Source organism: Butyrivibrio sp. TB, from assembly GCF_900110805.1.
GTDB classification, from domain to species: domain Bacteria; phylum Bacillota; class Clostridia; order Lachnospirales; family Lachnospiraceae; genus Butyrivibrio; species Butyrivibrio fibrisolvens_C.
Genome location: NZ_FOER01000004.1, coordinates 63026 through 87914, shown reverse-complemented (window position 1 = coordinate 87914; position 24889 = coordinate 63026). Strand labels below are relative to the sequence as shown.

20 protein-coding genes, 1 other RNA gene and 1 other annotated feature are annotated in these 24889 nt (G+C 40.8%); of the genes, 3 read left to right on the top strand and 18 right to left on the bottom strand.

The features are described from left to right. Positions 1 to 389 precede the first annotated feature (389 nt). The 12 genes from ftsH to BMX21_RS03785 form a co-directional block, all read right to left on the bottom strand. Entirely contained in the window at positions 390 to 2267 is a 1878-nt protein-coding gene (ftsH, locus tag BMX21_RS03840; protein WP_022753803.1) for an ATP-dependent zinc metalloprotease FtsH, read from the bottom strand. A gap of 147 nt (positions 2268 to 2414) precedes the next feature. Continuing rightward, positions 2415 to 2939, bottom strand: a complete 525-nt coding sequence (gene hpt, locus BMX21_RS03835; RefSeq protein ID WP_022753804.1) for a hypoxanthine phosphoribosyltransferase — start codon at positions 2937 to 2939, stop codon at positions 2415 to 2417. 23 nt (positions 2940 to 2962) lie between these two features. Further along, positions 2963 to 4498, bottom strand: coding sequence for a tRNA lysidine(34) synthetase TilS (gene tilS / locus BMX21_RS03830; RefSeq protein WP_177173908.1), 1536 nt, complete (start codon positions 4496 to 4498; stop codon positions 2963 to 2965). A gap of 81 nt (positions 4499 to 4579) precedes the next feature. Next, complete coding sequence (locus BMX21_RS03825; protein WP_022753806.1) at positions 4580 to 4885, bottom strand: FtsB family cell division protein; 306 nt, start codon at positions 4883 to 4885, stop codon at positions 4580 to 4582. Positions 4886 to 5021: 136 nt separating this feature from the next. After that, the gene (locus BMX21_RS03820) at positions 5022 to 5261 is read right to left on the bottom strand and encodes an RNA-binding S4 domain-containing protein (protein WP_022753807.1); all 240 of its coding nucleotides are present in this window, start codon (positions 5259 to 5261) and stop codon (positions 5022 to 5024) included. Between the two features lie 158 nt (positions 5262 to 5419). Further along, positions 5420 to 5698: an HU family DNA-binding protein gene (locus BMX21_RS03815; RefSeq protein WP_022753808.1), complete on the bottom strand. Its 279-nt coding sequence runs from the start codon at positions 5696 to 5698 to the stop codon at positions 5420 to 5422. A gap of 597 nt (positions 5699 to 6295) precedes the next feature. Then, on the bottom strand, positions 6296 to 8626 hold the full coding sequence (locus tag BMX21_RS03810; RefSeq protein WP_177173907.1) for a PEGA domain-containing protein: 2331 nt from the start codon (positions 8624 to 8626) through the stop codon (positions 6296 to 6298). A 312-nt stretch (positions 8627 to 8938) separates the two neighbouring features. Then, positions 8939 to 10297, bottom strand: a complete 1359-nt coding sequence (locus tag BMX21_RS03805) for a CCA tRNA nucleotidyltransferase (protein WP_330365342.1) — start codon at positions 10295 to 10297, stop codon at positions 8939 to 8941. 173 nt (positions 10298 to 10470) lie between these two features. Further along, a complete protein-coding gene (proS, locus tag BMX21_RS03800; protein ID WP_027204336.1) occupies positions 10471 to 11907 on the bottom strand; it encodes a proline--tRNA ligase in 1437 nt (478 codons plus the stop codon). A gap of 75 nt (positions 11908 to 11982) precedes the next feature. Further along, positions 11983 to 12276, bottom strand: a binding site (T-box leader). 311 nt (positions 12277 to 12587) lie between these two features. Then, complete coding sequence (locus BMX21_RS03795) at positions 12588 to 13766, bottom strand: toxic anion resistance protein (RefSeq protein ID WP_022753812.1); 1179 nt, start codon at positions 13764 to 13766, stop codon at positions 12588 to 12590. 1 nt (position 13767) lies between these two features. Then, positions 13768 to 14007, bottom strand: a complete 240-nt coding sequence (locus BMX21_RS03790) for a hypothetical protein (RefSeq protein ID WP_027218878.1) — start codon at positions 14005 to 14007, stop codon at positions 13768 to 13770. Positions 14008 to 14037: 30 nt separating this feature from the next. Beyond that, entirely contained in the window at positions 14038 to 15237 is a 1200-nt protein-coding gene (locus BMX21_RS03785) for a 5-bromo-4-chloroindolyl phosphate hydrolysis family protein (RefSeq protein ID WP_022753814.1), read from the bottom strand. Positions 15238 to 15536: 299 nt separating this feature from the next. Here BMX21_RS03785 and BMX21_RS03780 point away from each other — a divergent pair, with 299 nt between their 5' ends. After that, positions 15537 to 16631 carry a radical SAM protein gene (locus tag BMX21_RS03780; RefSeq protein ID WP_177173906.1) on the top strand — a complete coding sequence of 365 codons (1095 nt, stop codon included), beginning with the start codon at positions 15537 to 15539 and terminating at the stop codon, positions 16629 to 16631. Here BMX21_RS03780 and BMX21_RS03775 read toward each other — a convergent pair whose 3' ends face one another. Next, positions 16632 to 17081, bottom strand: coding sequence for an RrF2 family transcriptional regulator (locus tag BMX21_RS03775; RefSeq protein WP_022753816.1), 450 nt, complete (start codon positions 17079 to 17081; stop codon positions 16632 to 16634). 100 nt (positions 17082 to 17181) lie between these two features. Between BMX21_RS03775 and tadA the strand changes: the two genes are divergently transcribed. After that, complete coding sequence (tadA, locus tag BMX21_RS03770; RefSeq protein ID WP_022753817.1) at positions 17182 to 17697, top strand: tRNA adenosine(34) deaminase TadA; 516 nt, start codon at positions 17182 to 17184, stop codon at positions 17695 to 17697. Between the two features lie 2 nt (positions 17698 to 17699). Here the strand turns inward: tadA and BMX21_RS03765 are convergent, their stop codons facing one another. The 4 genes from BMX21_RS03765 to BMX21_RS03750 all read right to left on the bottom strand — a co-directional run bounded on the left by BMX21_RS03765 (position 17700) and on the right by BMX21_RS03750 (position 21620). Beyond that, complete coding sequence (locus BMX21_RS03765; protein WP_022753818.1) at positions 17700 to 18593, bottom strand: AraC family transcriptional regulator; 894 nt, start codon at positions 18591 to 18593, stop codon at positions 17700 to 17702. A 77-nt stretch (positions 18594 to 18670) separates the two neighbouring features. Beyond that, positions 18671 to 18769, bottom strand: an RNA gene (ffs, locus tag BMX21_RS03760) — signal recognition particle sRNA small type. Between the two features lie 68 nt (positions 18770 to 18837). Next, complete coding sequence (locus BMX21_RS03755) at positions 18838 to 19929, bottom strand: PucR family transcriptional regulator (protein WP_022753819.1); 1092 nt, start codon at positions 19927 to 19929, stop codon at positions 18838 to 18840. Positions 19930 to 20108: 179 nt separating this feature from the next. Continuing rightward, positions 20109 to 21620, bottom strand: coding sequence for a glycoside hydrolase family 25 protein (locus BMX21_RS03750; RefSeq protein WP_092041498.1), 1512 nt, complete (start codon positions 21618 to 21620; stop codon positions 20109 to 20111). 415 nt (positions 21621 to 22035) lie between these two features. Between BMX21_RS03750 and BMX21_RS03745 the strand changes: the two genes are divergently transcribed. Then, entirely contained in the window at positions 22036 to 23352 is a 1317-nt protein-coding gene (locus BMX21_RS03745; RefSeq protein ID WP_022756245.1) for an IS4 family transposase, read from the top strand. Positions 23353 to 23539: 187 nt separating this feature from the next. Here the strand turns inward: BMX21_RS03745 and BMX21_RS03740 are convergent, their stop codons facing one another. Then, positions 23540 to 24649 carry an ABC transporter ATP-binding protein gene (locus BMX21_RS03740; RefSeq protein WP_022753821.1) on the bottom strand — a complete coding sequence of 370 codons (1110 nt, stop codon included), beginning with the start codon at positions 24647 to 24649 and terminating at the stop codon, positions 23540 to 23542. Positions 24650 to 24889: the final 240 nt, after the last annotated feature.

Sequence of the window (24889 nt, the reverse complement as noted above, 5' to 3'; positions counted from 1 at the left end):
TCGAATCCTTCCTTTTTTGACAAAATCAGATCCCGCAAAAAGTGTTATAAACGCTCCTTGCGGGATCTGATTTTTAAACAGCAAAAAAGACAGCTTTAGGGGTTGCTGTCTTTTTTAGAGAAGGTATTTCTTTCTTATGGGGTATAGCAAAAAACTATATAATATTGGGGGGTTACGAGTATTATAATAGCATCCGTACCCTATACTCACAATGAACAGCTTCAACAAAATTGCCAAATACATGTACGGGTTTTTGGTGATTTTTTCAGAGAAAAAATGTAAGCTCTTCCATTCTCTTGTGATTTTAACCAATTATCCTGAAAAATCCCCGAAAATCTGCCTTTGGACAGTTCTTCGGGGATTCAAGTTTCTTATTGATCTAATAAAAATCAAAGTGAAAATGAAGGTTCAGCATCTAATATAGACTCGTTTCTATTGAAAAGAGCTTCAAACTCTTCTCTTCCGATCTTCTCTTTCTGTATAAGAAGCTCTGCTGACTTATGAAGCACATCCTGATTGTCCAGAATGATCTGCTTAGCCTTGTTGTAGCACTCGTCTATGATCGCTTTAACTTCTCTGTCTATCTCGCCGCTCATAAGCTCTGAATGGCTCTTTCTATGGCCTATATCGTATCCGATGAATACGTCATCTTCATTGTCATCATAATTGATAACACCGATATTAGTGGACATACCATACTTGGTAACCATATTTCTGGCCATATTGGTAGCTTTCTGGATATCATTGGAAGCACCTGTTGTGATATCGTCAAATACTATCTCTTCAGCGATACGTCCGCCAAGATCTACCATGATCTCTTCAAGCATCTTGGTCCTTGTAAGGAACATCTCATCCTTCTCAGGAAGAGGCATTGTATATCCTGCCGCACCAGCACCTGTAGGAATAACTGATACTGTATATACAGGTCCCACATGAGGAAGTACATGGAAAAGGATCGCATGTCCTGATTCATGATATGCAGTGATCTTCTTCTCTTCAGGAGAGATAAGATGACTCTTCTTCTCAGTACCGATACCAACCTGAACGAAAGCCTTCTTGATATCATCCTGAAGGATGTACGGACGCTTGTCCATTGCTGCATTGATAGCAGCCTCATTAAGAAGGTTCTCAAGATCAGCGCCTGTAAATCCAGCTGTAGTCTGTGCTATCTGTGACAGATCAACATCATCTCCAAGAGGCTTATTCTTGGCATGTACATTGAGGATCTCTTCACGGCCTCTTATATCAGGACGTCCTACTGTTATCTTTCTGTCAAAACGTCCCGGTCTTAAGATAGCAGGATCGAGGATATCTACACGGTTGGTTGCTGCCATAACGATGATTCCTTCATTGACACCAAAACCATCCATCTCTACAAGGAGCTGGTTAAGAGTCTGCTCACGCTCATCATGGCCGCCTCCCATACCTGTACCTCTACGCCTTGCTACAGCATCTATCTCGTCGATGAATATGATACAAGGGCTATTCTTCTTGGCTTCTTCGAAGAGGTCACGGACACGGGATGCACCGACACCTACAAACATCTCTACGAAGTCTGAACCTGATATTGAGAAAAAAGGAACTCCCGCTTCACCGGCAACTGCCCTTGCAAGAAGAGTCTTACCTGTACCCGGAGCACCTTCAAGCAGTACTCCTTTAGGAATACGCGCTCCGACTTTAGTGAACTGATCAGGATTTTTCAAAAATTCTATGATCTCAGCCAGCTGCTCTTTCTCCTCCTGAAGGCCTGCAACATCATCAAGCTTGACTTTGTTGTCATCACCCACAGTCATTCTGGCTCTGCTTCGACCAAAATTGAGCATTCTGTTGTTGCTTGCACTTCCGGATGATTGTGATCCGTTCATCATAGACAGGAACATTACGAATATGATCACAACTACCAGTATAGGAAGCGCCCAGTTAAAGAGCCAGCTGTCATCAGATACATCTCTGACTTCTGCATCAATTCCGTACTCCATAAGGAGTTGTCTAACCTCTGTAACATTGGTCACATACAAGGTCTCGGTATTCTTATCATCATCTTTAAATTCGATGTTTACAGCACCTGTCGCATTTTCACCATTGGGAAGGATAACAGCGCTCTTAATGTCCCCTTCTTCAAGATCTGTCTGAAGTTTACCAATAGTGTATGCCTGTGAGTCAGCCGTACGATTGCTGTCGCCGAAAAACTCAAGGACAACCAATAACAGGAGCAGAACTATGATAAATCCGAAGATCGTTCCAAAACTTCTTCTGCGATTTTCCACTACTTCCTCCTTTATATATCATCCGCTATACGCGGAAATGAACTTTTTTCATAGCACTTCACTATAGTTAAATTTGAAAAATCTGTTTTCAAAACCAAAATCAGTGCCTCGGTTAAAGCAAAAGCTCACGAGGTCCTCATATCATGATCAATCGAACTCAACAACTCCGATATAAGGAAGGTTACGATATCTCTGATCATAATCAAGGCCATAACCTACTACGAATTCATCAGGAATAACAAAACCTGTATAATCTACCTTAACATCTGTAACACGACGATCAGGCTTATCAAGAAGAGTTGTAAGCTTGATGCTTGCCGGTCCTCTGTCTCCAAGCATCTTCATAAGATAGCTGAGAGTACGACCTGAGTCTACGATATCTTCTACAATAAGTACGTCCTTATCCTTAAGAGGCTCATCAAGATCCTTGACAATCTTAACTACACCGCTTGACTTAGTTGATGAACCATAACTTGATGCGCTCATAAAATCAAGAGTTACCGGAACTGTAATACGCTTAGCAAGCTCTGTCATATAGAAGCTTCCGCCCTTAAGTACACATATAAGATGTACTGTCTTACCTGCATAATCTTTACTGATCTGTTCACCAAGTTCTCTGATTCTCTTATCTACTTCCTCTTCAGTGAACATAACTCTAACTCTTTCTGCCATTGTTGTTACTACCTCATTCCTTTTTAATTTACTGATAACGCATCTATTTCAAGGATGTGTTTTGTACTAGCTGAAATCTCATATGCGCAGCTTGTGCGATAACCCAAGACCCACATAATGCTGTCGCCATCTGCCATAAGTATCACGCTGTTTCGTTTATTTTCAGGGATTTTTGCATCTGTCATAAACTTTTTAAGACTCTTCTTGTGACCCTCTTTGTCTATGACAATATAATCATCGGCTCTTCGAAAGCGAAAAGTCGGGCACGATAGTATTTTATCATAATCAAACCATTTAGTATATGGCAAGCGCGGAACCTTTGAAATAAAATCTTCTGTGTCATCTTCTTGTATTTCGATAATACGCGCTCGGAAATCTGTATTATTAAAAGAAAAAATATATCCATTATCAGCTTTATTTATAGCCTCAAGATCAACAACCAGTTCATCATCATCTATAGCAGCATCCCTGCCAAGAGCTATCTCAAGCTCATCATATGATCTTATAAGCCTGATACCGTATGGAAGATTCAGCTTCTTACTTCCTGCCTTGTCCATGCAAAGCTTGTCTGCAGCCTCTATATGAGCCTGGGTTATATCCTTGCGATGCATAGTCACAAGATCCAGCATTTTCATGATGATATACTTACGGATGATATAGGGCTGACTTCTGTAGCCTTGAAGACTTAATCTGTAAGACCTATGCATGCCTTCATCATAGCCTGCGTTCTTGTTAAATCCCAAATCCTTACTATGTTCTATAGTCGTATTTAGTTCTGTAGTAGAATATGCTGTAGCCTTATTAAGTTCTATAGTTTTATCGGATCTTTCATCCTTATCAATACCGAATCCGTTGTCGTCAAGCCACCTTGCAGCCTGTGATTCGATATACTCCTGCGCATATGAAAGCTCAGCTGCCGCTCTGCTGATATGACTTAAGGTTTCTGAATTGATATCCCTTGTCATGTAAGGAAGGATATGATGCCTTATCCTGTTTCTGGTATGATCATCTTCAAGATTGGTCGCATCTGTTTTAAATAAGATATTCTGATCCTGTAGATATGCCTCGATATCTTCTCTGCTTGTCATAAGAAGAGGTCTTATGATCTTATCTCTAACCGCCCTTATTCCGGACAAGCCCCTAAGCCCGCTTCCTCTTGCAAGGTTCATGATAAAAGTTTCTGCCTGATCGTTCATGTTATGAGCAACTGCCAGCTTACCTGCCCCGATCTCATCCATCTTCTTATAAAAAAGGTCGTACCTTGCAAGTCTTCCTGCCTCTTCCTCTCCGATAGAAAGTTCTCTGGTCATACCGGGAACATCAATCTCTTCCAGATAAAAAGGCACTTTATAGTTATCACATAAAGTCTTCACATAATCGGCATCCTCTGATGCTTCCTGCCGTATACCATGATTGACATGAAGAACTGACAGCTTAAAGGACAATTCATCCATAAGTGAATGAAGTAATACAAGAAGACATACTGAATCAGCCCCGCCGGATACACCTGCAAGGATGTGGTCGCCTTTTTGTATCATATTTTCTTTTCTAATAAACATTAGAACCTGCTGCCTTAGATCCATATATCATTCCCTTAACGTAAACAGTGCAAACTCCCTGACTTGCGGAAGTTTGCACCCCTAATTTGATTCTTTTTCAAAAATGATCTCGCCGGGATATACAAGCCCCAGCTTCTGTCTTGCTATGTCTTCTATATATTTACGCGTCTGCGTCTCTTTTACGAACTCATCGATCTCGGCGCTTCTTTGCTTCTCTTTGTCCATCTGAGTCTGAAGCTCTTCTATCCTTGCTTCATTATCACCAACCTGTCTTAGTAAATCTATACTCCTGACTGAAACTGCAAATGTAAGAAGCAGCACCACAATCGCTGCAAGTAGTACACCAAATCGGTTCTCCTTGCGTCTGGTTCTATATCTTGTCTTCATATAGAACTCCTCTCTGCGGTCTGGATTATATTATTTCTAGCTTGGTATTGATCAATTTCCGTAATTATGTAGACTAATAGCTACATTAATCTTACCACCTCGGGAGTTTCGGCGCAACGACGTTTTGTTATCAATATTAAATATATTTGTATAATTCACCTGCATTTTCCTTATGTACAGTCTCCTGCACATCAAGTACTTCTACACTTACGTCTTTGTTTCCAAACTGGATCGTAAGATGATCGCCTACCTTGACCTCGGTTCCTGCCTTAGCAACTCTTCCATTGATCAGAACACGGCCTGCATCACAGGCTTCGTTTGCAACACTTCTTCTTTTGATAAGTCGTGATACCTTCAAATATTTATCAAGTCTCATATTCACAGCTCCTTCTATGAACCGTATAAAACTAATCTCTAGCTTTACAAAAGCCTGCGAAGAATGAACTCCGCAGGCTATCAACTCGTGTCAAAACACTTATAGCTGATCTTTAGAAAAGGTCTATATACCTATTCTATTAAAATAATTCAAAGGAATTATTTCTTGTTTACAGCGTCCTTAAGTGCCTTACCAGCCTTGAACTTAGGAGCAACTGATGCTGCGATCTTCATTGTAGCACCTGTCTGAGGGTTTCTGCCCTGTCTTGCTGCTCTCTTAGCTACTTCGAATGTACCGAAGCCAACAAGCTGAACCTTACCCTTCTTCTTAAGCTCTGCTGTAACTGCGTCTGTGAAAGCCTTAAGAGCCTTCTCAGCGTCCTTCTTAGATAATCCTGCATCTTCTGCAATTGCTGCTACTAATTCTGTCTTGTTCATTAGGAAATTCCTCCTCTAAGATTGTAATGCGCTAAAATAGCGCTTCTTATTACCTGCTTCAAGCGGTATATATTTACTTATATACGTTTTCGCAAAAGCTGTCAAGGAAAATCCTTATTTTAAGCCATTTTTTAGCCTTTTTATTCCAATTTGCTCCTAGTTTACTGCGTTTGAACAGATTCTTTTTTTCGTTTTACAGTAATAATCTGTGTTTAAAGGCGGACTCGATTTATAATAGCCAGATGAAACTTCGCACTTGCCAAACATACGACACTTCTTACGGCTGTATCGATGCGGGTAGTTTATAAAGTCTTTTCGTGTCTTGAAAGTGTTATAATTCAGGGCATGATATCTGGAGATTTATATTCCAGGGTTCGAAACTCGCTTTGCTCAAACATGCGAACCCTATGCGGAATATGAATCTCCATCTATCACGCTCCTGAATTTTATAACACTTTCAAAAGAACACGAAAAGACTTTATAAACTACCCGCATCGGTACAACCATAAGAAGTGTCGTATGTTTGGCAAGTGCGAAGTTTCTGTATCTAATATATACACAACTTCCAAAAATCAGACTTTTACAGCCTCAAACTCCCTATTCTGTAGTTCCTCCTGTATTGGAGGAAGAAGGCGCAGTGGAAGATGATGTAGTAGCATTATCACTTCCTTCCTGAACCTCACTTTGATCAGCGCCTCCGGAGTCATCAACCTGACCTTGTTCGTCGGGGATGCTCTGATTATCTTCTTGATCTTCGTCGCCGCCATTTTGATCTGAGTTCTGATCTGTATTCTCTGTATTATCTCCCTGATTTTGGTCTTGACCGTTCTGATCTCCGCTACTTGACAAGCTGCCTTCATCAGATCCGTCTGTCGAAGCCTCCGTCGAAGCTTCAGACGATCCTTCGTCGGATGATGCCTCTGTAGATGCACTGCTGGCACTGTCAGAAGATTTGCTGCTTCCGGAATCAGGATCAGCAGATTCCTCTTTTTCCTGTCTGTCTGCATAGTAGTGGCTGTCTACGCCGTCATAGGTACTTACGCTAAGCTCTTCTTCGAGGGTCTTATATCCTTCAAGCTCAAGCCTTATAGTAGATGGCCCTTGACTGTGAGCATCAGGCAGCTTTGCAAATCTGATAGCTTCATCACCTTCTATCACGCCCATAAGCTCGTCGTCTACGAACACTTCGGTTCCTGCAAGAGCATATATATCTACATACCTCTCAAGTTCAGGGAATTCATATAACTTGTCTTTCTTGTTACCATCTACATATATCGAATAGCTCTTTGTAGCATATCCGTCGCGGGTGAAGGTTATAGTATGGCTTCCCTTGACTTTATCAAAAGAGCAGGGAACTTCTCCAACTTCCTCGCCGTCCACATACAGATTAGCTCCAACCGGCGCATCCACATATACGCCATATCCTTCTATCAAGGTTCCATCCGGTTCTTCGGTACTTGCAGTGCTGGCAGAAGCTGCAGGATCCTTTTTCAGTGCTTCAAAGGCGTACTCTTTATCTTTTTTCTCAGAATCAATACTAATAGTATAGTCCTTGGTGAGATACCCGTCTTTTTTCAGCCTTATTACATGATCTCCTGTTATCTTGGTAAAAGAACATGGAGATATTCCGATGTATTTGCCGTCGTCTCCCTTTTTGTTCTTGTCAGGATCAAGATATACTTCTACGTCAGAAGGAGCCGTTATCCTAATATAATAGCCGCTTATAAGAGTTCCGTCCTTAACAGTTGTAGCCGTTGTAGATGCCTTGGCTGTATTAACTGTCTTGGCCTTGGACTTACTTGAAGCATTGTCACTGCTCTTATCAGACTCCTTGGGTTTATCTTCGGTCGTTGCCTGGGAAGTGGACGAGTCGCTTACAGAAGTCGCTGTAGTACTCTCATCTTCCTTCTCATCTTCCTTCTCATAATCTTCATCGACAAGAAGTGTTATCTCAACTTCTGCCTTGGAAGAGCCTACATGAAGATACTCCGAACAAGGAAGATACCCTTCTGCCGTCGCTTCGATCTTGTGAGTTCCATAGGCTAGTTCTATAGGCCACGACGGGTTAACCTCTTCGCCATCTATATAGAGTCTTGCTTCCTGAGGGATGATCTTGAAGGTGACAAGACCGAAGTTATATTCGATCTCTATCTGACTGGTATCCACTATGGTCTCTTTATCCCTGTCAACCGTTATAGTAGTCTCATAATCTACGCCGTTACCTGTCAAAAAGAGCTTGTAGGTTCCTTCAGGAACGCTCACAAGCATTCCGTCAGTTACGCGGTATATATTCTTATCACCAATCTCCAGATAGGATCCGGAGATGTCAGCATCTCCTACCATGTTGGATGAAAGGGATACATATCCGTGACCTTGCTTTACTTCTACACAGTAGATTTCTGTATCTATTCCGGTTACTTTGATATTGTCACCGGGGAGCACATCTGCGATGCGGCCTGACCTGCCATCTATCAGGATCAGTGTCTTATCAGTTATATGATAGTAACTGCTTCCTATCTGAGCTGTCTCAGTGCCTGCCTGAAGGTCATAACCATATGACTTGTCGATAGTAAAGGCATCACCATTTATATCAAGGCTGTTAAGGTGCCTTGAACCTGACAAAAAGGTGATATTGGCAATCTCTCCGACTTCAAGGAGCTGTGCCGAGAGTGCTCTTCCATATTCACTATATATCAAAGTGGTATTGTCATAAGAAAGGGTATAATCACGTCCTGTATCATGATTACGGAACGTGATGGTATTGTTATCTGTATCGATTGATTTGATGATGGCAGTATCTGACGAATCATACTTGCCTACAAGAGAGACTGTGTTAACAGTCTGTGCATACGAGATGTCCGGGAAAAAAGTCAGCGCTACAACAAAAGCTATAATGGTTACGAATAAACTTCTAACATATCTACGCATATCCATCTCCCCTTTGAATAACCGTGGGCTGCACGCATTAAAAGCTGTGACCATAACAGGCAGGTTATGCCCAAGACTTTAACAAATAAAATCAACGCCTCATGTGAAAATTTGAACCATTAGTCACTCGCTTTGCTCGCGACATGACATTAAAAAATGATTATCATTATCCGATAATATATCGACTTTTTTTATACTTTTCTTAATAGCAAGCTTGCGAATATTTATAATTTGGTGAAGGATCGAACAAGTGTAAATTTTCAATAACCCTCGGTGCCAAAAGTTACTTTTGGCACCGTTTTTATTATTATGTCATTCAACTGGATTTTTGTAGTTAGCAAGGTGTTTTATCAGATATTCCTTATCGTTGTGATTAGGGGTACCGATGACGTCTTTGAGCATGTTGTTAAGGATAATTCCTATGTCTTTGCCGGGGGTGATTCCTAAGTCTATAAGATCTTTGCCTCCGACTTTTAGCTCTTTAAGTGACAGGCAATCGCCTCTTTCTAAGATTTCGTGTCCAATGGATGCCAAAAGATCAAGGCGTCTTTCTTTATCTTCGCGGCGATATGTACTTTGAGCCAGCATATCAGCTTTTTTGACCATTAGAAGGTCTTCAAAGTTTGAAGGGCCTACAAGGTAGAGGGTTTTTCTAACATTTTTTTCACTTGGTTCATCCTTCATTAGGATGTCGTGATACAGGACCAGGTTGCAGACACGGTCTGTGGTTGCATTATCGAACTTAAGTCTTCTAAGTATAGTCCTTGCCATACCAGCGCCTTCTTTGGCATGACCTTTGAAGTGATCACCTCGCTCATCGCTTGTCTTGCATGAAGGCTTACCTATGTCATGAAGTATCATGGTGATACGAAGAACTTTATCAGCCGGAACTTCCATTGCAGAACGGATCATGTGCTCTCCTACTGTGTAGCAGTGATGGATGGCATTCTGTTCACATTCCATACACTGATCGAATTCCGGCAAAAAAACTTTGGTAATGCCCAGTTCGTAAGCATCTCTTATAACTTCAGGATGCATGGATGTCATCATCTTGATAAATTCTGTCTGTATACGTTCTGCGCTTATATTAGAAAGTGTTGGTGCAAGCTCCTTGGCAGCTTTGGCTGTTTCCGGATCTATGGTATAACCGAGCTGTCCGGAGAATCTGACTGCTCTAAGTATTCTAAGAGCATCTTCTTCGAATCTTCTGACAGGATCGCCTACACATCTTATTACTTTATCATCAAGGTCCTTAAGACCATCGAATTCATCTACAAGGCCTTCTGTGTCATTATAGGCCATGGCGTTTATAGTAAAATCACGCCTTTTTAAATCCTCTATAAGACTTCTTGTGAATGTAACTTCCTTGGGGTGTCTGTGATCTTCATAGACTCCGTCAAGGCGGTAAGTTGTAACTTCAAAGCCTTCCTTACCTTTCATGATAGTAACTGTACCATGCTTGATGCCGGTATCAATAGTTCTTTTAAAAAGCTTCTTGACCTCCTGAGGAAGGGCACTGGTTGTGATATCCCAGTCACCGGGAACACGTCCTAATATACTGTCTCGTACGCATCCTCCGACTATGTAGGCTTCATATCCTGCCTCATGAAGTGTTTCAAGTATTTCTGCTGCCTCTATGGGCATTTTGATTTTTATATCTTCTTTACGCATATCTAAACTCCTATGCATATTCTAACACACGGGCTCAAAAATTGCTTTTATTATAAGATGAACCGCTCAAAAGCTGCATTGAAGCAGGGACATTATTAGCGTTATGTGCTAAAAACTGCGCTAAGTTTATGGCTTAGCGCAGTTTTTTATAAGATACAGATATTAAAATATCATCAATATGCTCTTCCCCAGTAAACCATCTTGGTTGCAGGCTTGCCACAGATTACGCAAGTATCTGAGATTTTCTCCTGCTCGAATGGAATACAGCGGCTTGTAACATTATAATCTTCCTTGATCTTGTCTTCACACTCGCGGCATCCGCACCACATAGCTTTAACAAAGCCCTTGGTCTCTTTGAAATTCTCTTCGAACTCTTCCTTATTGTGTGCAATATATGTATGAGCATCAAGGTGAGCCTTAGCTCTGTTATACATATCCTTCTGGATAGTATCAAGAAGTTCTCCAACCTTAGCAGGAACATCAGCTATAGCGCACTCCATCTTCTCTCTTGTATCACGTCTTACGAGAACGCACTTGCCGGCTTCCATATCCTTAGGTCCGATCTCAACACGGATCGGGATTCCATGCATCTCCTGCTCAGCGAACTTGAATCCCGGGCTTCTGTCTGTAAGATCGATAGATGCTCTGAAGTCGTTAAGGCTCTCATAGATCTTCTGTGCACAGTCAAGGACACCTTCCTTCTTCTGCTGGATCGGAATTACTACTACCTGAGTAGGAGCTATCTTAGGAGGCATTACAAGACCTTCATTGTCGCCGTGAACCATGATCATAGCGCCGATTGTTCTTGTTGTAAGTCCCCATGATGTCTGGAATACATAATGGAGCTTGTTATCTTTACCTGCATACTGAATCTCGAAAGCTTTGGCGAATCCATCACCAAAGTTGTGAGATGTAGCAGACTGAAGAGCACGGCAGTCGTGCATAAGAGCTTCTACTGTGTATGTATGCTCAGCACCTGCAAACTTCTCCTTCTCTGTCTTCTGACCCTTGATAACAGGGATTGCCATATCATTTTCCAAAAAGTCAGCATATACATTGAGCATCTGAACTGTACGCTCTTCTGCCTCTTCCATAGTTGCATGAGCTGTGTGGCCCTCCTGCCATAAGAACTCACGTGAACGAAGGAAAGGTCTTGTCTCTTTCTCCCATCTTACTACTGAGCACCACTGGTTCAGTACCTGTGGAAGATCCTTGTAAGAGTGGATCTCACCCTTATAATAATCGCAGAACAGTGTCTCTGAAGTAGGACGTACGCAGTATCTCTCTGCAAGTGGCTCAAGACCTCCGTGTGTTACCCATGCAACTTCAGGAGCAAAACCTTCTACATGATCCTTTTCCTTCTGAAGAAGTGATTCAGGAATGAACATAGGAAGGTATACATTCTTAACACCAGTCTCTTTGAATCTGGCATCAAGGTGTTTCTGGATAAGCTCCCAAATAGCGTATCCTGAAGGCTTTATTACCATGCATCCCTTAATGTTAGAGTAGCTGATAAGACCAGCTTTGATGCACACATCTGTGTACCACTGTGTGAAATCCTCATCCATGGATGTGATCTCAGATACCATTTTCTTCTTTTCGTTTGCCATCTTTTTCTCCTTTTTTGTACCCAGGACCATCAGGCTTTATCACATAAAAAAACCTTCAGTCCATGTTTAATTAAAAACAGGGACCAAAGGTTATAAATTCATCTTCGGCGGTACCACCCTATTTAAATCCGCATATGAAAAAAACTGCAGATTTCTCTCAACTATCCCTTAACGCGGGAAACGCCGTGTTTATGTTAATGAAGTAGGAATATAAACTATCATCAAAAAATTCAAGCTTATATCACAAAATCAACTTTCACACAGAACTCCAAGGCAGGTTCACAGACATCACTGTAAAGACTTCGCACCAGATAAGTCTTCTCTCTGAGACAGGACAGTTCCATTACTATTCCTCTTCAACGTTACGTTTGATTGTAATCAATTCATAATTTATTGTCAAGGGCACATAGAAATACATCCATGTATTTCTGGACATGTGCTCGTTACATCCTGTAACGGTACCTAGAAATACATCCCTCAAAAGCAACTGCTTGGCCGCTTACAAGTGTGTGAAATTACAGTATATATAAGGAGTGGCTTTGAAAAACGTCGGTACTTACGATGCGTGTTTTGCATCGTTAGTACCGCTACGTTTTTCACAGAGCGGGAGCGTCCCGACGTTATATACTGTAATTTTACATACTTGTAAGCGGCCAAGCAGTTGCCGCCCACGTTCTAAATTATGCTTTTGATGCCTCGATGAGCTTGTCCTTGAGCTGTGACTCGATCTGGCCAAGTTCAGCTTCGGCAGCTCTTCTCTTTTCCTTGCCGTCCTTCTGGATTGCAAGAACTTCATCGATAGTGCTGATAAGAGTCTCATTGGTATGGCGCAGTGTCTCCATATCGATGATGCCTCTTTCAGATTCCTTAGCAGTAGCTATTGTAGCCTGTTTGAGCTTATCTGCATTCTTCTTAAGAAGAGCATTGGTCATGTCATTGACTTCGCGCTCAGCCTTGGCAGCCTGATTGGCATGCTCTACGCCTATAGCGATGACCATCTGATTCTTCCAAAGAGGAATAGTATTAACAATAGTAGACTGGATCTTCTCAGCCATGATAGTGTCAGAAGACTGTACCATTCTGATCTGAGGGCCTGTCTGCATAGCAATCGTACGAGTAAGCTCAAGGTCATAGATCTTCTTTTCAAATCTATCGCAAAGGTTTGACAGATCCTTGGCCTTCTCTGCATCTTCCTGAAGTCCTGATGCCTGAGCCTTCTGCTGAAGTTCTACAAGCTCGTTATTTCTTACTTCTTCAAGCTTCTTCTTACCTGCCTGGATATACATTGTAAGCTCTTTGAAATAGTTAAGGTTAAGAGCATACATCTGATCGAGAAGCGCTACATCTTTCATAAGAGTAACCTGATGCTGTTCAAGTCTTGAAGTGATCTCGTTGACGTTAGTTTCAACAGTAGAATATTTTGCTTTAATAGCATTTACTCTATTAGCACTCTTTTTGAAAAAAGACATAAAGCCCTTTTCTTCTTCATCGACATCGAAATCCTTAAGCTCTGTTACAAGGCCTGAGAGCATATCTCCAACTTCACCCATGTCCTTGGTCCTTACGTTATCAATGGCCTTCTGTGAGAAGTCTGCAAGCTTCTTCTGAGTTCCTACGCCGTAGTTCATAACAGCCTGTGAATTTGTTATATCGATCTGCTTTACAAATTCATCAACCATTTTCTGTTCTTCAGGTGAGAGCTGAACATCTGCTTCGAATTTTCTGGTGCTCTCTTCTTTTGACTCTGCTGCAGGAGCTGTAGCAGTAGCACTTGCTGTAGCTGCCTGAGGCTGTGGATCACCAAATGAAAGTGTTGGTGCTGATGGTGCTGCATTAAGATCTGAAAACTGATTTTCCATATTATCCTCCAAAGAACTGATTATTTCTATAGTAAACGACTTTAGAAAATGCCTTATGCCAGTTATCTAATGCTGGCATATAAGGCATTTGATGACTGGCAAAGTGCTTTTTCTTAAGTCGTTTACTATAACTATCCTTTTCTTTATATTTTTCTATATATCTTTTCCTTATTTTTCTATATATATCTTTTTCTTTATATCCGATAAAAACAATTCTGTTTTTGAATATGCTAATTGCCATTGTCATCTGTCTTCATGGAAAAAGAACCGCTTATAATCCTGACTGGCTCTGCATAAGACCATCCTGGCTCATCATTGTCTGCATTACAGATATATCAGATGCTATATCCCAAGCCTGTTCTTCAAAAAGATCATCGAAGAGTTTCTCAAAAGCTGTATTAATGGTATCAAGAGCATCAGAGATCTGCTTCTTGGTATCTTTGATATTGTCTCCGACTTCAGGCTGAGCATCAAGATGAACATATGCATTCAGGAGCTTCTCTGTAGTAGGCAGGTAATAGTTCATGAACTTACGAAGATCCTGCGCTTTCTCCGGATGCTGGCCTACATGTTCGAATATCCTCTTCATGATATTCTCGAGATTATAGAGCTTGTCTGACATGTGCTCTTCATCATTATCAGGGATCATATCGTTGATACGTCTTACTTTGACAAGGTATTCATTGCCTTCATCAATAACTTTCTGCGAATCAGAAGTCACATTCATACCCTGAGTATCAACCTGAGCTGACTGATCGTAGATCTCCTGCTGTCTCTGACTTTGAACAAATTTCTTGTACTCATCAAATGCATTCTCAGACAGGATCAGAGTTGTCTCTTCATCATCAAACCTTGCGCCAATGAGCATTCCGCTTGATATCATCTTCTTCAAAGATTTCTTAAGATCATCTTCCGAAATCTGAACTATACTTGCAAACTCTTTAATTGATATATACTCTCTGTTACCGACTGCCTTTTTGAAAAGATTGAACTGCTTTATAAGCTTCTTTTTATCATGAGCTTTCTTCCACCACAGTCCAAATAAAATAGTGATCAAAGAGAAAAATATAAATCCTGATATCTCAGATGCTGATGTAAAAGTTATAGCTCCGGGAAGCATTATTAACGTAAAAAGCAAAGATGATATTGTAAAAAAGCCTGCGATTATACCCGATATAGTGCTTGATATACTACTAACATGAGCCTTCTGAAATACACTGATCTTCTTTTTGTTAAGAATATACTGCTCTGTCATGTTAACGCCGGAATTATTCCTTGCAGATGAGCCACCAGGCATATACGAATTGTATATACCGCTGCGCGCAGCCTGCTCTTTGAACCTCTTAGCCGTATCATTAAATGTAGCAGACAGGTCACTGCTCAAATTGCTGAAGTTTCCGGTTTCGACAGCTTTGGTTACTGTATCAGCCGCATTCATGACCCCCTGCATTATCTCATCACCGAATGCCATTTTGTACTCCAATCATAAACAATAATAAATCTATACATGAATACTATAAATCAGAATATATGAACTGCGTTCATCTCGCAATTCTACATAACATATTATACACAAGCATTCAAGTTAAAAAAACTGATTTTTCTCTAAATTAAATCCCTTAAATTGATATGACGTAAGGGTCAAAAGGTGTCAAAAGGAACTTTTGACACCTACCTCATTGATATATGACACTACAACCATTAGCTTTTTCATGCACACCATCCAAAAACTTGTATTATTACCAGTAACTACGTTAAAATGCTATTGCTATGAATAATGAATTAAACTTACTATATGAAAATTGCATGATATGTCCTAGAAAATGCCGCGTAGACCGCACCAAGGGCGAAAGAGGCTTTTGCCAAGCTTCCGGAACTATCGCTGCGGCAAGAGCTGCCCTTCACTTTTGGGAAGAGCCTTGCATATCCGGAGAGACAGGATCCGGAGCTGTATTCTTCTCAGGTTGCAACATGGGATGTGTTTTTTGTCAGAACTATGAGATAGCGCATGATGAGGTAAAAAAAGAGATTTCGGTAGATAGACTATCCGATATATTCTTAGAACTTCAAGACAAGAAAGCTGCCAATATCAACCTTGTAACTCCGACTCATTTCGTCCCAAGTATTATCAAAGCTTTGGAAATCGCCAAAGATAAAGGCCTTAAAATCCCTGTTGTTTATAATACAAGCGCTTATGAAAATGTTGACACCATCAAGATGCTTGACGGCCTTGTTGATATATATCTTCCGGATTGTAAGTACTATAACAGCGAATTATCGTTTAAATATAGTAAAGCAAGGGATTATTTTGAAAAGGCACTTCCTGCTATCGAAGAGATGGTAAGACAGACTGGCGCTCCAACATTTTATTATCCCCATGTTCATCCGGGAATTTCTAGAAAAGAAGCCTGCCAAAAGAGCTTAAATGCTGATGAATATAACGATATAGTAACCGGCGAAGACTCATCTTTAGATGATGTCACCCAAACAGAAAAAATTGATCATGACTCTACGAACTATGATATATCAGGGCAGGATGAGTCATCTGATTATTCCGGCCCCTTGATGAAAAAAGGCACCATCGTCCGCCACCTCTTACTGCCGGGGCATCTTGACGATTCTATGAACGTGGTTAACAGGATTCATAACAGATTCGGAAATGATATCTACATAAGTATTATGAATCAGTATACTCCAATGCCGCATAGCGCAGCATTCCCGGAGCTTACACGCACTGTAAGCGTAGCTGACTACGACAAGCTTGTAGACTATGCAATAGACATAGGCGTAGAATACGCCTTCATTCAAGGAGATGAAACTGATAAATCAAGCTTCATCCCCGCATTTGACTATAGCGGACTATGATCAGATAGAATAGTCGTACCCGCCGGCGATCATCTGTTCCTGATCGATAAGATCCTGAAGTGTATATCTGTCTACGTATTCATTGATAACCTTATCAAGACCGCGCCAGAAGCCCAAAGTAGGACACTCTTCAGAACGTGGACAGTTCACGCCGTCTGATGTAGAGTCTGCAAGACATTCTATAGGCGAAAGACTTCCTTCCATAGTGCGCAGTATATCTCCAACCTTGTATTCAAAAGGCCTGCGTGCAAGCCTGTGACCACCGTTGTTGCCGCGCATACTGCGAAGAAATCCCGCCTTGTTAAGATTGGTCACGATCTGCTCCAGGTACTTGACCGTAATCCCCTGTCTTTCAGAGATGTCCTTAAGAGCTATGTATTCTCCGTTATCGTGAAGAGCCAGATCTATCATGACTCTGAGTGCATATCTTCCTTTGGTTGATATTTTCATATAAAAAACCTCTTACTGTTGTATAATAACATTAGTTTATTCTAGTGTGACTTATTATAACACAAAACCTACCAGAATAGTATGATTTGATTGAGATTTTATGAAAAAAATTTTTGATGATATTGAAAAAGAGCATAATTACTACATGAAAGAGGCCTTAAAGCAGGCCAAAAAAGCCTATGATCTTGGAGAAGTTCCTATAGGATGTGTGATCGTATATGACGGGCAGATCATCGGCAGAGGTTATAACAGAAGAAATACTGACAAGTCTGTTCTATGCCATGCCGAGATATCTGCTATGAAGAAAGCCGGCAAGATCATCAAGGACTGGCGCCTTGAAGACTGCACCTTGTATGTAACACTTGAACCCTGCCAGATGTGCGCAGGCGCTATAGTTCAGGCCAGGATACCCAAGGTAGTCATAGGCTGTCAAAGCCAGAAGTCAGGATGCGGAGGCACTATCCTCAACATCCTCGAAAATCCAGACTTCAACCATCAGTGCGAAGTTGTATGGAATGTTATGGAAGAAGATTGCAGTTCTATATTAAAGAAATTCTTCTTAGAACTTCGTATCCGCAACAAACTTGAAAAGAAAGCAAGAAAGGAACTGGAATAATACTAGTTTGTGGTCTTACCTTCAAGATACTTTTCAAGCTGTTTAAGGTGCTCTTTACCTCCGGGGAGAGCATCTTTTTTGTGAGCTTTACGATAGTTTGAAGGTGACATTCCTTTATTCATCCTAAACGCCTTAGTGAAGACCAGAGGATCGTTATATCCTGATGATATGGCAATACTCTCTATAGGAAGGTCCGTGACTTTTAGAAGGTCACAGGCTTTGGATATCCTGTATGAACTAAGATACTGCTGAGGAGATACTCCAAGCGCCTTTTCAAAAAGGGTATACAGATAGCTTCTGTTAACACAGACATAATCTGCAACATCAGTTATCTTGATAGGGTTATAATAATTGGCCCTTATAAAAGAGATAGCTTTTTGAACATAATTGTTGGCACTCTCCGATTCACCCTTTGAAGAAATAAGGCTTCCTGCAACAACTGAAAGGAATAGGTGGAGCTGGCCGTTTCGCTCAAGTATATCTGCAACACTAAAAGTGTTATGCTCCATCATATCATGAACTATAGAATATATCTTATCTGATTCTGAGTTTCTGAATATAGGCTGATCAGGAGACAATGACAACTGCTCAACTATAGACCCTGCAAGGCTTCCCCCAAATCCGACCCACACATAGGTCCAAGGATCTTCTTCGTCAGCCTCATAATATGCAAGCTCATCAGGTGTTATAAGAAATCCGGCCCCTTCAGTAAGCTTATATTCCTTACCCTTAAGTCTGAATATTCCCTTGCCGCTTAAGATGTAATGGATCATGTGATGAGGCTTTATGGCAGGGCCGAAGTGATGGTTCGGTCCGGTTTTGGACAGACCACAGCTGGTAACATATAAACTTTCATTTTCTTCTTTGGTGAATTCTAATTTATACGCTTTTTCCATAAAATAACCTCATCCAAAGTAAACCAACAAAATTGTAAAAAAACTGCGACCCTGTGACGGATGCACATACCCTGCAAAGTAACAAGGCACCTTACAACACATGAGATGAAATGCTTAGTGCTGCTTCGTTCCCGACCTGACACGTTTCGCAAAGTCCCATTGCATAAGACCCGGCTATTCACAAAATATATGCACCCTTCACAGAGCCGCAATGCTAGTAATATATCCTTTTTTCGTTTATTTGTCAATACTCATTGGCATCAAGATATTTGATATAGTTCGAAACCATAAGTGCAATCTTGAATGTAAGTGCATCATCGAATTTGCGTATATCAAGGCCGGTACTGCGTTCAAGCTTCTCTATACGGTATACGAGAGTATTACGATGTACGAAGAGCTGACGTGATGTCTCTGATACATTAAGGTTATTCTCGAAGAACTTGGCTATAGTGCTAAGAGTCTCTTCATCAAGCTGATCGAGGACATCATTGTCGCCAAATATCTCTTCAAGGAAAATATGACACAAGTTAACAGGAAGCTGATAAATAAGCCTTCCTATACCAAGAGTATTGTATGCATTGACATTCCTCTCAGCATAGAAGATCTTACCAACTTCAAGTGCCATCTTGGCTTCCTTATATGACTTGGACAGATCCTTGAGTTCTCCTACTATTGTACCATAAGCAACCCTTGCATTGAGCATTGCTTCTGTATTCATCATATCTACAATAGTTGTTGCTATCTGAGCGATCTCATCATAGCTGTCAGGATTATCAACTGACTTGATAAGGATCACACTGTTCTCATCAACTGCAGTGATATAATCACCTGCCTGAGTTGTATAGATGCTGCCAAGAAGCTCTGATACTGTATTATCATTGTCCTTGCCTGTCTCAACAATTATTACAACTCTGGGCCTTACTGCATCGATATGGAGCTTTTTAGCTCTATTATAGATATCTATAAGAAGAAGATTATCAAGCATCAGATTCTGGAAGAAATTGTTCCTGTCAAATCTCTCTTTATAAGCAACTATAAGATCCTGCAACTGGCAGACACATATTTTACCAATAGTATAGGCACCTTCATCATTGCCACTTGCTATAAGTATATATGCAGGCTCGTTGTCATCCATGATCTTAAGAAGGTGTCTGTTGCCTATAGCCTGTGAATCTACAGGAGAGTTAGCAAAGCTTACAACAAGGCTTGAATCTATATCTTCACCGTCCTTAGTACTTGCAACAATACCTCCTGCAAGATCCATGACTGTAAGATCAACTCTTGTTATAGCCTGCAGCTGGCTTATGCTCTGCTTGATTATCTGTGCGGAAATCATTCTTTTATCCTCGCTTCATTTACTGTAAGCACTTACTTAGTGCTACTTGTGCATGTTATCGCACACACCAAAAGTAATTTTAGCCTATTTTATGTATGTGTGCAAATCAAGAATACGTTATAACAAATATGTTATAGTTTTATAGTTATACTACTGATTCAAGTTAATACCATAATCTTTTATTCGACAACTATAAGGTAGCTGCTTACGCAGTAAAGAGTCTGACCGTTATAGATAACTCTGCTCCAGCCGGTAGTTTCATTATATCCTGTCCTTGTTACTGTCTCGCCGTTTTTGATCTTGGCTATGACTACAGAAGCTTCGCCCTGACTGGGACGATCCCGCAGGTTTAGAACATCCTTACAGGTCACAGTCTCATTGACCTCTGTAAATGTCATACCTGACTCCATGTTGGCAGTAACACTTTCTGTTGCTGTATCAGACTTGGCAGAACTAGTTCCCGAATATCCAAAATAAGCTATATCTATATCAACATTGCCTTCAATACCGGGCACAGAGCCTTTGCTTGTATACTGCCACATGCAGTAAGAACCTGAATATCCCGGGCTAGTAACCGATGAATCCGACGGATAGTAGGCAAGCCAGATCTTGTTACTTCCTGCAAGAGATGCTGTATCCCAGTCTGTACCTCCCGCAAGCTCGTTACGGGATGCATAAAACATCGGAGTATATCCTGCGCTTTTAACAGTAGAGAGGAATGTCTGTGCATATGAGGATCTGTCCTGCATAGAGATACCATACTGGCGGCTTGTGGATTTATTATATCCCTCGCAGTTATATGCAACGGGATAGGTTATGGAATATCCGCTTATTATACTAATACAAAGATTAGCTTCCTGAATTGCCTCATCCTGACTAGTAGCTCTGGAGAAAAAATATGCTCCTGTCTTAATACCATATTTGTTTGCTTCCTGAAGGTTATATCTAGCATTGGCATCTTCATGAAGTACGCCGTCATTGGACCTGTAGCCAACCCTGACCATAGCAAAGCCAACTCCGGATGCAGCAACTTTCTGCCAATTTATAACACCCTGATATGAAGCCACATCAATACCATAGGTGACATCTCCTGTCTCTGAGGCTACAGTCTTTGACTGAGTCTGCTGGGTATTACCGGAATTACTGTCTTGATTGGACTCCTGAGAAGATTTATCTGAAGAATTATTATCTGATGATTCCGAAGATTTCTGGCTCTCATCAGTTGAATTATCAGCTACAAGCTCTGTTACACTTACATCTGCGCCGCTGCTTTGACCGTTCAGATTCATAGAGTCATCATCCTTGGAATCAGAATCACTTACAACTGCCGGCGTTCCCTCTACATAGAAAGTCCGTGCAGGAGATCCTGCTACTGTAAACGTGCTGCTTTCTTCTGATGAGCTCTGCGCTCCATCTTCGATAGTAACTTCTACTACAGAATCATAAGAACTACTATCAATACTAATGTCTACGCCAGATTCTAGTACAACATCAGATGTATATGAAGTCGCCGCACTCTCTGATAGTGCAGCTTCCTCCATGCTTGTGAGCATAACCGCACTGGCACCTGTCCCAGAGGATACATGCGCGCTCTCACACCCCGTAAGAACAAGAGCTGTTATCATAACAAGACACAGAGCTGTTTGAAGTGCCCCCACAATCAGTTTATCTCTATGTTTATCGTGCTTCATCTCCCATACAATCCCTTCATCTTATATATCAATACAGTCAAACATTATAATTATACTATATAGAAACATAAAAATGGCTGAAACGCACTAAAGTTTTATCATAAAGCACCGATATTATAGTTGAAAGGAAGTAACACTATGATAATTATAAACAAATGAAATGTCCTGTCTGCTGAGTATATCTCCGGGCAGGACGTTTTTTTGCTCAAAAAAGGCAGAGCCCGTAAGCTCAATGTCATTAAGTTAAGATGACAAAACAAAGATCTCTATATCAGAAATGGTATAGGGGTCTTTTTTTATAAAAAACACTTGACACGAATGCCAAAATGTGCGGCCGCTTTCGCTACTGATAGTATTAAAAGGTAGCGAAAGCGGCCCTTGTAATTAGGAAAAACTGATTGCAAGGAGGTTATACATGAAACCGAAACACATTAAAGATGTTTTGTTATCTGAAATTCGTGCTGTGGCTGCTAAACCCGAAGAATTCTGCTACGATCCTCATCGAGATTTCACGCGTAAACGCAAACTCTCATTTGAATCAATGTTAAAAAACATTATTGGAATGGGTAGTAAAAGCCTTACAAATGAGATGATTGATCTCTTTCAGGCTTCTTCTGAGATGCCTTCAGCTTCTGCATTTGTGCAGAAACGAGCAAAAATCAAACCGGAAGCGTTGAAGTCTGTTTTTGATAGATTTACCCAAAAAATGCTGACAATGCCGTCTGATGAAATGAAAATCTTGGCTGTTGATGGTTCTGACATTCAGATAGCAACAAATCCACAGGATAAATCATCATATTTCCAAGGAACTAATGAGCAGAAACCATATAATCTTCTGCATTTAAATGCGCTGTACAGCCTTGACCAACATATTTATGTTGACACAATAATACAAGGACGTTGGGATTGGAACGAACATGCTGCACTGCAGACAATGGTCGATCATTCAAATATCCCCAAGGCTCTTGTTATAGCGGACAGAGGTTATGAATCATACAACAACATGGCACATATACAGGAGAAAGGGTGGTCATTTCTCATTCGTATCAAGGACGGAAAGACGGGAATAAAAGAAGGATTGGTTCTTCCCAATAAAGATGAATTTGATGTTGACATATCCTTAAAACTTACTCGTAAGCAGACAAATGAGATAAAGGAGTTGTTAAAAGATAAAAATCATTACCGTTTTATAGCAAGTTCAACACCATTTGATTATCTTCCCCAGAAATTACGAAAATATGATCCTGTAAGGTTTTACGAATTGAGTTTTCGGGTTGTAAGATTCAGGATAACGCCGGATACATTTGAGACAGTACTTACAAACTTAGATGCCGCTAATTATCCACTGGAAGAAGTAAAAAAATTGTATGCAGCACGGTGGGGAATAGAAACCTCATTCAGAGACCTGAAATATACCGTCGGAATGCTGGACTTTCATTCAAAAAAGGTGATGTGCATCCATCAAGAAATCTATGCACATCTGATTATGTATAACTTTTCTGAAATGATTACCTCTCACGTAGTCATTGCCAAAAAGCAAAGAAAGCATACATATAAAGCAAACTTCTCGGTTGCTGTCCATATATGCAGACTCTTCTTTTATAATAGAGCGACACCACCTGATCTGGAAACCATAATTGCAAGAAATCTTATACCAATACGGCCAGAACGACATCGCACTCGAAATCTGACTGTAAAGATTTTTCATGGCTTCTTGTACAGAGTAGCATAATTACGCTGAACTGAATACTATTTTAGACAGACTTTTGTCTGTCTAATTGTGATGTTCAAAAATAAAACAAGAGCGGTGAAGATATAAATATCTCCATCGCTCTTGCTGATTTTTGGGTTAGTTCCTTAAGTGTTCAATGTAAACTTAATGACATTGCCCGTAAGCTCTGCCTTTAAGTAAACTATTATTAGTTTGTGATTGTCTTCTCTGTCTCTTTGTCGAATACGTGAATCTTCTCAACATCGAAACCGAACTTAACCTTATCGCCAGGTCTAGCTGTTGTACGAGAATCAACTCTAGCTGTGATAGGGAATCCTTCGAGATCGAAGTACAGATAAACTTCTGCACCAAGAAGCTCGTATACGTTGATTGTAGACTCGAATACAGCCTTAGAAGTGTTAACGAACATCTCTGAATCATCAACATCTTCAGGACGGATACCGAATGTAACCTTCTTTCCGTCATAGCCACCCTCGATAAGCTTCTTGGACTTAGCCGGAGGAAGCTCGATCTTCTGGTTAGCGATCTTGAGGTATGCTGTATCACCTGTAACTTCTACGTCAGCATCAAGGAAGTTCATCTGAGGTGAACCCATGAATCCTGCAACGAAGAGGTTCTGTGGCTTGTCATAGAGGTTCTGAGGTGTATCTACCTGCTGAACAACACCATCTTTCATAACTACGATTCTGGTACCAAGAGTCATAGCCTCTGTCTGGTCGTGTGTAACGTAGATGATTGTTGTACCAAGTCTCTGGTGAAGCTTAGCGATCTCTGTTCTCATCTGAACACGGAGCTTAGCATCAAGGTTTGAAAGAGGCTCATCCATAAGGAATACCTTAGGATTACGAACGATAGCACGTCCCATAGCTACACGCTGTCTCTGACCACCTGAAAGAGCCTTAGGCTTACGATCAAGGAGATTTGAAAGATCAAGGATCTTAGCTGCTGCCTTAACCTTCTGGTCGATCTCTTCCTTCGGAACTTTACGAAGTTTAAGACCGAATGCCATGTTATCATATACTGTCATATGAGGATACAGAGCGTAGTTCTGGAATACCATCGCGATATCACGATCCTTAGGCTCTACATCGTTCATTACTTTGCCGCCGATTTTAAGTGTACCTGAAGAGATATCTTCAAGACCTGCGATCATACGAAGAGTTGTTGATTTACCGCATCCTGAAGGTCCAACGAAAATGATGAATTCCTTATCTTCAACATCAAGGTTGAAATCCTTAACAGCTACGAAACCGTTAGGATACTGTTTTGTAATATGCTCTAACTGTAAGCTTGCCATATTATAATCCTCCCATTCATAAAAGAAATAGTCATCCAGATTTTTCAATCCTTACTCAGTATATCGTTTACTTTCTTTTTTTGATATGGCGCGATTTAACAAAATTAATCAGCGGTTATAGACAATATGCATATTGAGAATTATTTTCTCTTTTTTTTATGTCAATCTGCCGAAGAAAACGAAAACTTTACGTCAGAATGACAATATACCGATATCAACATCCAAAAGAAATGCCAGGTT

Coding starts and splice junctions, on each gene's coding strand:
- BMX21_RS03825 (WP_022753806.1), bottom strand. CDS start 4,885: ATGAAGACAAGATATAGAACCAGACGCAAGGAGAACCGATTTGGTGTA.
- BMX21_RS03745 (WP_022756245.1), top strand. CDS start 22,036: ATGAAACCGAAACACATTAAAGATGTTTTGTTATCTGAAATTCGTGCT.
- BMX21_RS03805 (WP_330365342.1), bottom strand. CDS start 10,297: ATGCGTAAAGAAGATATAAAAATCAAAATGCCCATAGAGGCAGCAGAA.
- BMX21_RS03740 (WP_022753821.1), bottom strand. CDS start 24,649: ATGGCAAGCTTACAGTTAGAGCATATTACAAAACAGTATCCTAACGGT.
- BMX21_RS03810 (WP_177173907.1), bottom strand. CDS start 8,626: ATGCGTAGATATGTTAGAAGTTTATTCGTAACCATTATAGCTTTTGTT.
- BMX21_RS03820 (WP_022753807.1), bottom strand. CDS start 5,261: ATGAGACTTGATAAATATTTGAAGGTATCACGACTTATCAAAAGAAGA.
- BMX21_RS03755 (WP_022753819.1), bottom strand. CDS start 19,929: ATGATTTCCGCACAGATAATCAAGCAGAGCATAAGCCAGCTGCAGGCT.
- BMX21_RS03785 (WP_022753814.1), bottom strand. CDS start 15,237: ATGGCATTCGGTGATGAGATAATGCAGGGGGTCATGAATGCGGCTGAT.
- BMX21_RS03775 (WP_022753816.1), bottom strand. CDS start 17,081: ATGAAAATATCAACCAAAGGAAGATATGCACTCAGAGTCATGATAGAT.
- BMX21_RS03750 (WP_092041498.1), bottom strand. CDS start 21,620: ATGAAGCACGATAAACATAGAGATAAACTGATTGTGGGGGCACTTCAA.
- BMX21_RS03790 (WP_027218878.1), bottom strand. CDS start 14,007: ATGGCAATTAGCATATTCAAAAACAGAATTGTTTTTATCGGATATAAA.
- hpt (WP_022753804.1), bottom strand. CDS start 2,939: ATGGCAGAAAGAGTTAGAGTTATGTTCACTGAAGAGGAAGTAGATAAG.
- proS (WP_027204336.1), bottom strand. CDS start 11,907: ATGGCAAACGAAAAGAAGAAAATGGTATCTGAGATCACATCCATGGAT.
- tilS (WP_177173908.1), bottom strand. CDS start 4,498: ATGTTTATTAGAAAAGAAAATATGATACAAAAAGGCGACCACATCCTT.
- BMX21_RS03815 (WP_022753808.1), bottom strand. CDS start 5,698: ATGAACAAGACAGAATTAGTAGCAGCAATTGCAGAAGATGCAGGATTA.
- BMX21_RS03765 (WP_022753818.1), bottom strand. CDS start 18,593: ATGGAAAAAGCGTATAAATTAGAATTCACCAAAGAAGAAAATGAAAGT.
- BMX21_RS03780 (WP_177173906.1), top strand. CDS start 15,537: ATGAATAATGAATTAAACTTACTATATGAAAATTGCATGATATGTCCT.
- BMX21_RS03795 (WP_022753812.1), bottom strand. CDS start 13,766: ATGGAAAATCAGTTTTCAGATCTTAATGCAGCACCATCAGCACCAACA.
- tadA (WP_022753817.1), top strand. CDS start 17,182: ATGAAAAAAATTTTTGATGATATTGAAAAAGAGCATAATTACTACATG.